At 63.9% G+C, this 11,675-nt stretch carries 13 protein-coding genes and 1 tRNA gene; 3 read left to right on the top strand and 11 right to left on the bottom strand.

Annotated elements, in window-relative coordinates; translation table 11 throughout:
* The 8 genes from rpoB to secE form a co-directional block, all read right to left on the bottom strand.
* Positions 1 to 1,945, bottom strand: a 1,945-nt coding sequence (gene rpoB / locus HY852_RS21555; RefSeq protein ID WP_291606911.1) for a DNA-directed RNA polymerase subunit beta, incomplete at its 3' end; no start/stop codon positions are given.
* Between the two features lie 510 nt (positions 1,946 to 2,455).
* A complete protein-coding gene (rplL, locus tag HY852_RS21550) occupies positions 2,456 to 2,833 on the bottom strand; it encodes a 50S ribosomal protein L7/L12 (protein ID WP_291606910.1) in 378 nt (125 codons plus the stop codon).
* 51 nt (positions 2,834 to 2,884) lie between these two features.
* Positions 2,885 to 3,403, bottom strand: coding sequence for a 50S ribosomal protein L10 (rplJ, locus tag HY852_RS21545; protein WP_291606909.1), 519 nt, complete (start codon positions 3,401 to 3,403; stop codon positions 2,885 to 2,887).
* Between the two features lie 563 nt (positions 3,404 to 3,966).
* Positions 3,967 to 4,920: a 2-hydroxyacid dehydrogenase gene (locus tag HY852_RS21540; RefSeq protein WP_291606908.1), complete on the bottom strand. Its 954-nt coding sequence runs from the start codon at positions 4,918 to 4,920 to the stop codon at positions 3,967 to 3,969.
* 98 nt (positions 4,921 to 5,018) lie between these two features.
* Positions 5,019 to 5,708 (bottom strand): 50S ribosomal protein L1, encoded by a 690-nt coding sequence (rplA, locus tag HY852_RS21535; RefSeq protein WP_291606907.1) that lies wholly within the window; start codon positions 5,706 to 5,708, stop codon positions 5,019 to 5,021.
* A gap of 6 nt (positions 5,709 to 5,714) precedes the next feature.
* Positions 5,715 to 6,143 carry a 50S ribosomal protein L11 gene (gene rplK / locus HY852_RS21530; RefSeq protein WP_291606906.1) on the bottom strand — a complete coding sequence of 143 codons (429 nt, stop codon included), beginning with the start codon at positions 6,141 to 6,143 and terminating at the stop codon, positions 5,715 to 5,717.
* A 130-nt stretch (positions 6,144 to 6,273) separates the two neighbouring features.
* Positions 6,274 to 6,804 (bottom strand): transcription termination/antitermination protein NusG, encoded by a 531-nt coding sequence (nusG, locus tag HY852_RS21525; RefSeq protein WP_291606912.1) that lies wholly within the window; start codon positions 6,802 to 6,804, stop codon positions 6,274 to 6,276.
* Positions 6,805 to 6,827: 23 nt separating this feature from the next.
* Positions 6,828 to 7,019, bottom strand: coding sequence for a preprotein translocase subunit SecE (secE, locus tag HY852_RS21520; RefSeq protein WP_291606905.1), 192 nt, complete (start codon positions 7,017 to 7,019; stop codon positions 6,828 to 6,830).
* Positions 7,020 to 7,370: 351 nt separating this feature from the next.
* On the opposite strand from secE, the gene HY852_RS21515 reads away from it, so the two are divergent.
* Positions 7,371 to 7,601, top strand: a complete 231-nt coding sequence (locus HY852_RS21515) for a hypothetical protein (RefSeq protein WP_291606904.1) — start codon at positions 7,371 to 7,373, stop codon at positions 7,599 to 7,601.
* Positions 7,602 to 7,619: 18 nt separating this feature from the next.
* On the opposite strand, the gene HY852_RS21510 is transcribed toward HY852_RS21515, so the two are convergent.
* Positions 7,620 to 7,695 (bottom strand) — tRNA-Trp (locus HY852_RS21510).
* 147 nt (positions 7,696 to 7,842) lie between these two features.
* Here HY852_RS21510 and HY852_RS21505 point away from each other — a divergent pair.
* Positions 7,843 to 9,066, top strand: coding sequence for a serine hydrolase (locus tag HY852_RS21505; RefSeq protein ID WP_291606903.1), 1,224 nt, complete (start codon positions 7,843 to 7,845; stop codon positions 9,064 to 9,066).
* 248 nt (positions 9,067 to 9,314) lie between these two features.
* On the opposite strand, the gene HY852_RS21500 is transcribed toward HY852_RS21505, so the two are convergent.
* Both HY852_RS21500 and HY852_RS21495 read right to left on the bottom strand, forming a co-directional pair.
* Complete coding sequence (locus HY852_RS21500; RefSeq protein WP_291606902.1) at positions 9,315 to 10,082, bottom strand: SDR family NAD(P)-dependent oxidoreductase; 768 nt, start codon at positions 10,080 to 10,082, stop codon at positions 9,315 to 9,317.
* A gap of 59 nt (positions 10,083 to 10,141) precedes the next feature.
* Positions 10,142 to 10,846: a histidine phosphatase family protein gene (locus tag HY852_RS21495; protein ID WP_291606901.1), complete on the bottom strand. Its 705-nt coding sequence runs from the start codon at positions 10,844 to 10,846 to the stop codon at positions 10,142 to 10,144.
* Positions 10,847 to 10,983: 137 nt separating this feature from the next.
* On the opposite strand from HY852_RS21495, the gene HY852_RS21490 reads away from it, so the two are divergent.
* Positions 10,984 to 11,675: SDR family NAD(P)-dependent oxidoreductase (locus tag HY852_RS21490; protein ID WP_291606900.1), on the top strand; the 692-nt coding region annotated here is incomplete at its 3' end.

Raw genomic sequence — 11,675 nt, 5'->3', positions numbered from 1 at the left:
CGGCGTGACGGCAGACCACGAGGTCTTCCGTGAAGCGGCCCTTGGCGTCGAGCGGCACGTTCGCCTGCGCGACTCGGTAGCGGCCCTCTTCCATGGCCGAGAGATAGACCACCTCGTCGGTGACGCGGCCGTCCTTCACCTTGCGATAGGGCGTCTCGACGAAGCCGTACTTGTTGACGCGCGCGAACGTCGCGAGCGAGTTGATCAGGCCGATGTTCGGACCTTCGGGCGTCTCGATCGGGCAGATGCGGCCGTAGTGGGTCGGGTGCACGTCGCGCACTTCGAAGCCGGCGCGCTCGCGGGTCAGGCCGCCCGGTCCGAGCGCGGACAGGCGCCGCTTGTGGGAGATCTCCGACAGCGGATTGGTCTGGTCCATGAACTGCGACAGCTGCGATGAGCCGAAGAACTCGCGCACGGCGGCGGCAGCCGGCTTGGCGTTGATCAGGTCCTGCGGCATGACCGTGTCGATGTCGACGCTGGACATGCGCTCCTTGATCGCGCGCTCCATGCGAAGCAGGCCGATGCGGTACTGGTTCTCCATCAGCTCACCGACAGAGCGAACGCGGCGGTTGCCGAGGTGATCGATGTCGTCGATCTCGCCCTTGCCGTCGCGCAGGTCGACCAGCGTCCTGATGACGGACAGGATGTCCTCCTTGCGCAGCGTGCGCTGCGTATCGGGGGCATCGAGGTCGAGACGCATGTTCATCTTCACGCGACCAACGGCGGAGAGGTCGTAGCGCTCGGAGTCGAAGAACAGTGACTGGAACATCGCCTGCGCCGACTCCAGCGTCGGCGGCTCGCCCGGACGCATGACGCGGTAGATGTCGAACAGCGCGTCCTCGCGCGTCATGTTCTTGTCGGCCGCGAGCGTGTTGCGGATGTAACCGCCCACGTTGACGTGGTCGATGTCGAGCAGCGGCAGCTCCTTGTAGCCCTGCTCGGAAAGCAGCTTCAGCAGCTTGTCGGTGATCTCCTCACCCGCTTCGGCATAGATCTCGCCGGTCTTCGGGTTGACGAGGTCCTCGGCAACGTAGTTGCCGATCAGGTCCTCGTCCGCCATGCGTAGCGCCTTGAGCCCCTTTTCCTGGAGCAGGCGGGCGGAACGCACCGTGAGCTTCTTGCCGGCCTCGAGCACGACCTTGCCGCTATCGGCGTCGATGAGGTCGTTGACCGTCGAGTAGCCGCGGAAGCGGTTGGCGTCGAACGGCACGCGCCAGCCTTCCTTGGTGCGCTTGTAGAGGATCTTCTTGTAGAAGGTGTTGAGGATGGATTCGCCGTCGAGACCGAGGGCGAACATCAGCGACGTCACCGGGATCTTGCGGCGACGGTCGATACGCGCATAGACGATGTCCTTGGCGTCGAACTCGATGTCGAGCCAGGAGCCGCGGTAGGGAATGACGCGGGCGGCGAACAGGAGCTTGCCCGAGGAGTGGGTCTTGCCCTTGTCGTGGTCGAAGAACACGCCCGGCGAACGGTGCATCTGCGAGACGATGACGCGCTCGGTGCCGTTGACGATGAAGGTGCCGTTCATCGTCATGAGCGGGATGTCGCCCATGTAGACGTCCTGCTCCTTGATGTCCTTGACCGACTTGGCGCCGGTCTCCTCGTCGATATCGAAAACGATCAGGCGCAGCGTCACCTTCAGCGGCGCGGCGAAGGTCATGCCGCGCTGGCGGCACTCGTCGACGTCATATTTAGGCGGCTCGAATTCGTAGCGGACGAACTCCAGCATCGAGGTGCCGGAGAAATCCGAGATCGGGAACACCGAGCGGAAAACCGCCTGCAAGCCTTCGTCCGGCCGGCCGCCGGCGGGTTCCTCGACCATCAGGAACTGGTCATAGGAGGCCTTCTGAACCTCGATGAGGTTCGGCATCTCGGCAACTTCCTTGATGTGTCCGAAGAACGTGCGTACGCGTTTGCGACCGGTGAATGTCTGCTGCGCCATCGTGGCCTCTCGTTTCGTCGCCCTTGATCGGGCGGACCTTCCGGAGCACGGCTGCCGCCGTCCCCGGGTTGAATTTCGAACCCATTTCGAGGGTCAGAAGGCCATTTTCAGGTTTTGAGTCCTGAATTCGTTCTTCCGACCATCAAAACGCAAAACGACGCGCGGGGCGCATCGGCGCGCCCGCCCGTCACAACCCTAGCTTCACGGACTGCAAAAGCCCGAAATCGCCTGCTCTCCCAACGGCCTACGGGAAATACCGCCGTTCCCGCCAACCGACATTTCGTGCTGACATCCCGATATGGGATGACCATAGTGAAGATTCGAGGGGCAACCCCAGGCATCCCCACACGTTTTCGTGTTCGCCGTGCTCCGGGCCCTCCCGTCGCACGTCTCTTGCATCCACTCGTCATGGCCGGGATTGACCCGGCCATCCAGGTTCGGGTCGAGATCCCCGGATCGTGCTCGGCTTTCGTCTCGCTGGTCCGGGGATGGAACTGAAGCAAGCTGCGCTTACTTCAATTCCACCTTGGCGCCAGCCTTCTCAAGCTGGGCCTTGACCTTCTCGGCCTCGTCCTTGCTCACGCCTTCCTTCACGGGCTTCGGCGCGCCTTCGACGAGGTCCTTGGCTTCCTTCAGGCCGAGGCCGGTGATGGCGCGGACTTCCTTGATGACCTCGATCTTCTTGTCGCCGGCGGAAGCCAGCACGACGGTGAACTCGGTCTTCTCTTCAGCCGGAGCGGCGGCAGCGCCAGCAGCGGCAGGTCCCGCCACGGCGACCGCGGCAGCGGCCGAAACGCCCCACTTCTCTTCGAGGAGCTTCGCGAGCTCGGCGGCTTCGAGCACGGTCAGGCTCGAGAGGTCGTCGACGATTTTCTGCAAGTCAGCCATTGATCTGTTTCCTTAAACGGTTTGGTTCGGGTTTCAGTTTTGCGAAGGGCGTCAGGCCGCTTCGCCCTTTGAGGCATGGGCCTGAATGACGCGCGCGAGCTTGGCCGCCGGCGCATTCGCGAGCTGGGCGAGCTTGGTCGCCGGCGCCACGATGAGGCCGACAATCTTGCCGCGCAGTTCGTCAAGCGACGGCAGTGAGGCAAGCGCCTTCACGCCATCGACATTCAGGACGGTTTTGCCCATCGAGCCGCCGATGATGACGAACTTTTCGTTCGCCTTGGCGAAGTCGATGGCAACCTTTGGCGCCGCCACCGGATCGTTCGAAGTAGCGATCACGGTCGGTCCCTTGAGCATGGGCCCGATGGCAGCGACGTCAGTGCCTTCAAGAGCGATTTTGGCGAGACGGTTCTTCGAGACCTTCACGGATGCGCCCGCCTGCTTCATCTGCTTGCGCAGGGTCTGCATCTGGGCCACGGTGAGGCCGGAATATTGAGCAACGATCGCGACGCTCGTGGTCTTGAAGACCTGGTTGAGCTGTTCGACCGCTTCTTTTTTTGCCGCTCGTTCCACAGCAAGCTCTCTCCGGTTGGCGGTCTTCGCGAAGAGCGGGACCGCCGGGTTGCACCCATCGTCCCACCCAAACCTGACCTCTGGACAGAAAGCCCCAAGGACACGCCGGGCACGACGACGATTAGTAGCCTGCCCTCCCGAGCCTTCCGACGCGGGGTGTCGAGGTCCGAACCAAATCCAATTCGAGCCGCCCAAAGCGGCACGAAGCGAAATCCGGTCTTCACCCGTCTATGCAGGCTATGGGATTAAGCCGTTGAAGAACCTGAGTTCTCTCGGGCGCCTGCAGTCTTGGACAGGACAAGGTCATCCGGCACGCCGGAAGACCTTTGCGCGCCTTCCACGAAACGACGGGCTCTTCTTCCTTTTGAGCAAATCCCTTCGGACATCCTCAAAAGGAATGATCTCCTATCGTGTCGGGTTTTCGGAATGCGCACACGAACGTGCCAGCTATCGCCAGCACGTCCGGAGAGGTGTTGTTTACCGGTTCTCGCCTCGCTTGCCAAGAGCAAAATTCACACCAGTTCGGGGGCCGTTCGACCCCGCCATGAGCGTCTTGGCCGGTTTCAGCCTACCTTCACCTGGTGCGGCAGGGGCTGGCCGGCGAAAAACGCGGTGAGGTTGGCCAACACGCAATCCTGCATGGCAACGTGCGCTTCCAGGGTGTGGCCGCCGATGTGCGGCGTCAGCACGACGTTGGGAAGCGCGGTGAGCGCGTCCGGCGTATGCGGTTCCCTTTCATAGACGTCCAGCCCTGCGCCCGCGATGGCCTTGTCGGTCAGCGCAGCCACGAGCGCCGCTTGGTCGATGACCGAGCCGCGCGCGATGTTGACGACACAGCCATCTTCGCCGAGCCGCTTCAGGATGTCGGCGCTGACGACGTGGTGGGTTTCGGCGCTGGCGCGTACCGCAATCATCAGGACGCTGCACCAGTCCGCCAGCGCCTCGAGCGTTGGAAAATACTGGTGTGGGACCTCGTGGCGGCTGCGGCTGAAATAGCCGACTTCGGCCTCGAAAGCCGCCGCGCGGGCCGCGATCTTGCGGCCGATCTCGCCCATGCCGAAGACGCCGATGCGCCGGCCGCGCAAGCCTGCCTGCGGGCGCATCATCGGCGACGGCTTTGACGCCGCCCAGTCGCCGCTGCGCACGTAACCGTCCGCAGCCAGCAGCCTCCGCGTCGCCGCCAGCATCAAGATCATGGCGATGTCGGCAACCGACGAGGCGTTGGCGCCGGGACTGTGGCCGATCGCAATGCCGCGCCGGGCCGCTGCGGTGAGGTCAACGCCGTCGTAACCGGTGCCGTAACAGATAATCGCTCCGAGCAGGGGCAGCCGGTCCATCGCCTCCCCGTCCAGCGGCGTTCCGCCGGCAGTGACCAGCGCCCGAACGCCGGCCAATTCTTCAGCCGAGAACACCTCGTGCGGCGACTTGCCCGCTGCATCCAGGAGTTCGAATCGCTCGGCAAAACGCCCCATCACCGATTTCGGAAACCGCGAGTAGATCAGGACCTTGTCTGGCATTGCTGCTGTTTCCCGCGAGCTTGGCGTCCAACGGCAAGGGGCGGAATTGGTTGCCCAATTCCGCCCCTTCGCTTGATCTCTCTATATGGATATCGGCCTCAGTGGATCGAGCCCGGCTCGACCTTCACGCCCGGTCCCATGGTGGAGGACACCGCGACGCGCTGGATGTAGGTCCCCTTGGAGCCGGCCGGCTTTGCCTTGGCCACGGCATCCGCGAGCGCCTTGATGTTTTCGACCAGCTTTTCCTCGGAGAACGAGGCCTTGCCGACGCCCGCCTGCACGATGCCGGCCTTCTCGACGCGGAATTCGACCGAACCGCCCTTGGCGCCCTTCACGGCGTTGGTGACGTCCATGGTCACGGTGCCGATCTTCGGGTTCGGCATCAGGCCGCGCGGGCCGAGCACCTTACCGAGGCGGCCGACCAGCGGCATCATGTCCGGGGTGGCGATGCAGCGGTCGAACTCGATCGTGCCGCCCTGCACCTTCTCGACCAGGTCTTCGGCGCCGACGACGTCAGCACCCGCGGCCTTGGCCTCGTCCGCCTTGGCGCCGCGCGCGAACACGCCGACGCGGAGCGTACGGCCCGTTCCGTTCGGCAGGGTGACCACGCCACGCACCATCTGGTCGGCGTGCCGCGGATCGACGCCGAGATTGATCGCGACCTCGATGGTCTCGTCGAACTTCGACTTGGCGCGTTCCCTGACCATCTTGATGGCTTCCGCGAGCGGATAGAGCTTCTCGCGGTCAATGCCTTCGCGGGCCTTCTTCAAACGCTTTCCGATTGCCATGGCCCGTTACCCCGCAACTTCCAGACCCATCGAACGGGCCGAGCCCTCGACCATCTTCATGGCCGCTTCGACGGTGTCGCAATTGAGATCCTTCATCTTCTTCTCGGCGATCTCGCGCACCTGCGCTGTCGTCACCTTGCCGGCCTTGTCGCGGCCCGGCGCCTTCGAACCGGACTGGATCTTGGCAGCCTGCTTGAGGAAGTAGGACATCGGCGGCGTCCTCATCTCGAAGGTGAAGGAACGGTCCGCGTAAATGGTGATAACCACCGGGATCGGGGTGTTCTTCTCTTCCTTCTGCGTCTGGGCGTTGAACGCCTTGCAGAATTCCATGATGTTCAGACCGCGCTGACCAAGCGCGGGACCGATCGGGGGCGAAGGGTTCGCCGCACCGGCCGGCACCTGAAGCTTCAGGTATCCGGTCACTTTCTTTGCCATTCTATCACTCCTGTTCTGCCGGCTCGCCGCCGGCGGTTTCAGGTTCCGTGGTCGGGATCAGTAGCGACTGGCGATCGCCCCGCTCCTCCCACGGCCTCTACTGACGCGAGAACGAGCCTCGCGTTTCCGCTCAGATCTTCTCGACCTGAGCGAATTCCAGTTCCACGGGGGTCGCGCGACCGAAGATAGACACCGCGACCTTCAAGCGCGAGCGCGCCTCGTCGATTTCCTCGACCACGCCGGAGAAGGAGGCGAACGGCCCGTCGGCGACGCGCACGTTCTCGCCGATCTCGAACGAGACCGACGCCTTCGGCCGCTCCACGCCCTCCTGCACCTGGTGCAGGATCCGCATGGCCTCGGCCTCCGAGATCGGCATCGGCTTGTTTTCCGCGCCGAGGAAGCCGGTCACCTTGGGCGTGTTCTTGATCAGATGAAATGCCTCGTCGGTCAGCTTCATCTTCACCAGAACGTAGCCCGGGAAGAACTTGCGCTCGGAATCGACCTTGCGGCCGCGGCGAACTTCGGTGACCTTTTCGGTCGGCACCAGCACCTGCTCGAACAGTTCCTCAAGCCCACGCTGCTTCGCCTGCTCGCGGATCGATTCCGCGACCTTCTTCTCGAAGTTCGAATAGGCGTGGACGATATACCAGCGCTTGTCCAAGGATTGAGTTGCGGCGGTAGCCATCAGTGGATGCCCAGAACGAGGGTGATGAAAAAGCTGATCAGCTGGTCGGCCGCGAAGAAGAAGACTGACGCCAGCGCGACCATCACGAACACCATGATCGTGGTGATGGTCGTCTCGCGGCGGGTCGGCCAGGTGACCTTGGCGGTCTCCGAGCGCACTTCCTGCAAGAATTTGAACGGGCTTATCGCCATCGTTGAGGTCCGAAGCCGTCGTGAGACGAAAAGAGTTTTAAGGGACCGAACAGCCGTCTTTCGCCCAACCCTCTGCTTGAAGGAAGAGCCGGTTACCGGGCTCGATTGTTCGGGGATTTAAAAGCCGCGCCGGAAATCCGTCGAGACGGGCCGGCTGCAGGTGCCGGCTATGTACTGCCGAAGCCGCCAAAGGTCAAGGCGCAGGCAAGTCCGGCCGACCGTCCATTCGGCGGGCATGAAGCCGCACCGCTGTGACATTTAGGGCTCAGGCCCGTTTCGAGTGGCGCCCGTGATCGAACCGTCGATGCGCTGGCCTCCACCAAGGGGGACGTTGATGCGGAGGGGACCATCGTGGCGTTGCAGTATCCCAGTCTTGCGCTGATCGCTGTCGTCGGATCGCTCGCTAGCTCCAGCGCCGATGCGTCCGGGCTGTCGCCGGGCCTGAACATCCGCACAGCCACGACGACCGCCGCGCTCGCTGTCGACCGCCTCAATTCGGGCCGGCTCGCGCGCGACCCACAAGCCGACCAATCGGTCCGCAGGGCCCGGGCCGGCCGGAGATCGACCAAATCGGTGAAATAAGGGGAACGCTCGCCTCGCTGGCAGGAGTGGCAGGGCTCGAACCTGCGACCCCCGGTTTTGGAGACCGGTGCTCTACCAATTGAGCTACACTCCTACGGGACCGAAGCGTTGCCGCCGGTCCGCGCCGTTAAAAGCACAGGGGGCGGCCGGAAGGCAAGTCAGAAGCGCACTATCGTCCCTGTTCAGGCCGCAAGTTCTGCGCCACAGTTCAACTTCAACAACAAAAGCAATGGGAGAGACCATGAACGCCCAGGCCGCACCCAAATCGGCTGCCACCCCGCAAACCCCACCCCTCCCCGAAAGCCGCCCCGAAGCGATCGGCCTGTCGCCGGCCGGCCTGCAGCGGATGTCGGACGCCTTCAAGCGCGAGATCGACAAGGGAACCGTCCCCGGCGTCACCGTCCTGGTGGCGCGGCGCGGACAGGTCGGCTGGTTCGAGGCAATGGGACGGCAGAACCCGTCTTCCGGGGTGCCGATGGCGCACAATTCGATCTTCCGCATCTTCTCCATGACCAAGCCGATCGTCTCCATCGGAATCATGATGCTGCTGGAAGAGGGCCGGCTCCTTCTCAGCGACCCGGTCGCGAAGTTCATCCCCGAATTTGCCAATCAGCAGGTCGGCGTCGAGAACAATGGCAAGCTCGAACTCGTTCCGCCGAGGCGGCCGATGACGGTCCAGGATCTGCTCCGCCACACCTCCGGCATCGCCTACGAGCACACCGGCAACGGCCTCGTGCAACAGCTCTACCAGCAGTCGCGCGTACGCAGCCGCAAGATCAGCAATGCCGAGCACGCCGCGCTGATCGCCGGCATGCCCTTGATGTGCCACCCGGGCGATGAATGGAACTACAGCCGCTCCACCGACATCCTCGGCCGCGTCGTCGAAGTCGTGAGCGGCAAGCCGCTCTCCGCATTCCTCACCGAGCGGATCCTCATCCCCCTGCAGATGACCGACACCGCCTTCCACACCGCCGAGCACAATGCCGGCCGGCTCGCCGAGCCCTTCCCGACCGATCCCTGGAGCGGCGACAAGGTGCAGCTCTTCAACATGCTGGAGAAGCCGGTGATGGAGTCCGCCGGCGGCGGCCTTGTCTCCACCACCATGGACTATGCGCGCTTCTGTCAGATGCTGCGCAATGGCGGCGAACTCGACGGCGCGCGGATCATCGGCCGCAAGTCGCTGGAACTGATGGCCGCCGACCACCTTGCCGCCGGCGTCAGGATCAACGGCACGCTGCTCCCGGCCGGGCACGGCTTCGGTCTCGGCTTTGCCGTGCGCACCCATGAGGGGCTGGCGCCGACCGGCGGCTCGGTCGGCCAGTACTTCTGGAGCGGCATCGCCGGCACCTTCTTCTGGATCGACCCGAAGGAGGACCTGTTCGCCGTGTTCATGTCCCAGGGACCGGGGCAACGCGAATACGTCCGTGAGCTCGTGCGCAACCTGGTCTATGCGGCGGTGGACTGAGCGGCGCGGCACCCATCCTTCCCGGTCATGCCCTGCGAATGCGGGGCATCCAGTGTCCGGCACGGTCTCGGCTCAAGCACCACGGCCTCCGCGAAACGCTTTTCAACCCTCATGGTGAGGAGTCGCGTAGCGCCGTCTCGAACCATGAGGCCGATCCGGGCCTTCATCCTTCGAGACGCTTGCTTCGCAAGCTCCTCAGGATGAGGAGAAACAGCGCACTCCAGGATGAGGTCACACAGCGCGGCGCCTCAGCTGATCGTGGAGCCGCCGTCGATGACCAGGGTCTGGCCGGTGGTGAACGAGCCGGCCTTCGAGGCCAGGAACACGGCGGCACCGGCGATCTCGTCGGGCTCGCCGATCCGCTTCAAGGGCGAGCGCGCGGTCGATGTCTTGAGCGTCTCCGGGTTGTCCCACAGCGCCTTGGCGAAGTCGGTCTTGATCAGGCCCGGCGCGATGCAGTTCACGCGCACATTGTGCGGGCCGTATTCGCAGGCGAGATTGCGCGCGAGCTGCATGTCGGCCGCCTTGGAAATGCAATAGGCGCCAATCACCGTGGATCCGTGCAGGCCGCCGATGGAAGAGATAATGGTGATGGTGCCGTCCTTGCGCTCGATCATCTGCGGCACCACCATCGAGATCAGCCAGTTGTTGGCGACAATGTTGTTGTCCAGGATCTTGCGGAACTGATCGTCTGAAATGTCCGCCAGCGGCCCGTAATAGGGATTGGACGCGGCGTTGCAGACCAGCGCGTCGATCCTGCCGAAGGTGCGGTTGGTCTCCTCGACGAGGTTCTTCAGATCGTCCTTAGTCGAGATGTTGGCCGCGACCGCCAGCGCCACCTGCTTGCCGGCCTTGTCGTTGATGGCCTTGGCGACCTCGTCGCAGGCCTGCTTCTTGCGCGAAGAGATCACGACCTTGGCGCCATGCTCGGCCATGCGCTCGGCAATCGCCCTCCCGATGCCGCGCGATGAGCCGGTGACGACGGCCACTTTCCCGGTCAGATCGAACAAGGTCATGTCTTCCTCCCAAATCATGCGGCCGATCGGCCGTCAGGTTTCCATCGAATTTTCGTGGCTCAGGCGAGCTTGGTGGTTTCCACTTCCGGTCCCGCGGGCTGGTGCATCGCCTCATGCCGGGCGTCCGCGATCCACGGCTGCTGATTCACCATCGGCAATCGCCAGCTGACGTGCCCCGGGGCTGCGAAATGGTCGAGCCGGGTCACCGAGCAATTGTCGATGTCGAAGGCAAGGCCCCTCTCCGGCTGTCCGCCGAGCGCAAGGCCGACGGCCGCCTTGATCGTACCGCCATGACCGACTGCAATGACGTCCTTGCCGGCGGCTTCGACGTTGATCCGCTCGATCGCGCGGCACACCCGGTTGTAGAGGTCCATGTAACTCTCGCCGCCCGGCGCCGCCTCGTTGATGTCGGCAAACCAGTGGCTGCCGAGCGGGCGGCCGGCGAGGAACGCGGCGCGGTTCATGCCCTGCCATTGACCGAGATTTTGCTCGGCGAAGTCGGGTTCCCTGGTCAGGCTTGCCGGCTTCGGAAAGCCGGTGGCCCAGATCGCTTCCGCCGTCTGGTGCGTCCGCGTCAGGCTGCTCGCATACCACACCGCTTCGCGCGGCAGTATCTTTGAGACCGCCTCGAACACCTCGCGGTCCCTGGTATCGCAGGCAATGTCCTTCTGGCCATAGATGTTGCCGCCATCGTTGCGCACCGGCGCATGACGGACCCACCACCACCGAGTCGTCACCACCTTTGGCTTGTCCGGACCGGACATCGAACACCCTTCCATCCTGTTTGCGGTCGCTGTACGTCAGTGCATACATCGTCTCAAGTGACTTCGGTGTTTCAAATCTTGTTTGAAATTCCGCAGCGCGGCAAGCGTCGCGCGGAGTTTAAGAAAGGAAGGAACGCATGGGCCGCCTCCAGGGTAAATCCGTCATCATCACCGGCGCAGGCAGCGGCATCGGGCGCGCAGCCTCGCTGCTGTTCAGCAAGGAAGGCGCGAAGCTGATCGCGGTCGACCGCACCGAGGGCGTCAAGGAAACCGTCGAACAGGTCAAGCAGAACGGCGGCATCGGCGAAGCGATCATGGCGGACGCCGGCTCCGAGAAGGACGTCACCGGTTTCATCGACCGGGCGGTCGCAACCTACGGCCGGCTCGACGTGATCTGGGCCAATGCCGGCGTGTCGGGCGGTCTGGTGCCGCTGGCCGAACAGACCGTCGAACACTGGCAGGAAGTGCTGCGCGTCAACCTGATCGGCCCGTTCCTCGCGGTCAAATACGCCATGCCGCACATGATCCGGCAGAACGGCGGCGCAATCGTCTGCACCGCATCCGTCGCAGGCCTCAAGGCCGGTGCCAGCGGTCATCCCTATGCAGCGAGCAAGGCCGGCGTCATCAGCCTGGTGCAGACCACTGCCTATTCGCTGTCCGGCACCGGCGTGCGCATCAACGCCGTCTGCCCGGGGCTGATCGAGACCGGCATGACCAAGCCGGTGTTCGAGCGCGCCAAGGAGCGCGGCACTTCCGACAAGATCGGCCAGCTCAATCCGCTCAAGCGCGCCGGCCAGCCGCACGAGATCGCGGCGATGGGACTGTTCCT

The sequence above is a fragment of the Bradyrhizobium sp. genome (assembly GCF_016213215.1).
Classification (GTDB): Bacteria; Pseudomonadota; Alphaproteobacteria; order Rhizobiales; family Xanthobacteraceae; genus Bradyrhizobium.
The sequence above is the reverse complement of the archived record's forward strand: the minus strand, read 5'-3'. Positions and strand labels throughout refer to the sequence as shown.

What these genes read in the sequence shown, in the direction of transcription:
- HY852_RS21505 (WP_291606903.1), top strand. Translation starts at nt 7,843, where the DNA reads ATGAACGCCCAGGCCGCACCCAAATCGGCTGCCACCCCGCAAACCCCA.
- rplA (WP_291606907.1), bottom strand. Translation starts at nt 5,708, where the DNA reads ATGGCAATCGGAAAGCGTTTGAAGAAGGCCCGCGAAGGCATTGACCGC.
- HY852_RS21500 (WP_291606902.1), bottom strand. Translation starts at nt 10,082, where the DNA reads ATGACCTTGTTCGATCTGACCGGGAAAGTGGCCGTCGTCACCGGCTCA.
- HY852_RS21495 (WP_291606901.1), bottom strand. Translation starts at nt 10,846, where the DNA reads ATGTCCGGTCCGGACAAGCCAAAGGTGGTGACGACTCGGTGGTGGTGG.
- HY852_RS21540 (WP_291606908.1), bottom strand. Translation starts at nt 4,920, where the DNA reads ATGCCAGACAAGGTCCTGATCTACTCGCGGTTTCCGAAATCGGTGATG.
- rplK (WP_291606906.1), bottom strand. Translation starts at nt 6,143, where the DNA reads ATGGCAAAGAAAGTGACCGGATACCTGAAGCTTCAGGTGCCGGCCGGT.
- secE (WP_291606905.1), bottom strand. Translation starts at nt 7,019, where the DNA reads ATGGCGATAAGCCCGTTCAAATTCTTGCAGGAAGTGCGCTCGGAGACC.
- rplL (WP_291606910.1), bottom strand. Translation starts at nt 2,833, where the DNA reads ATGGCTGACTTGCAGAAAATCGTCGACGACCTCTCGAGCCTGACCGTG.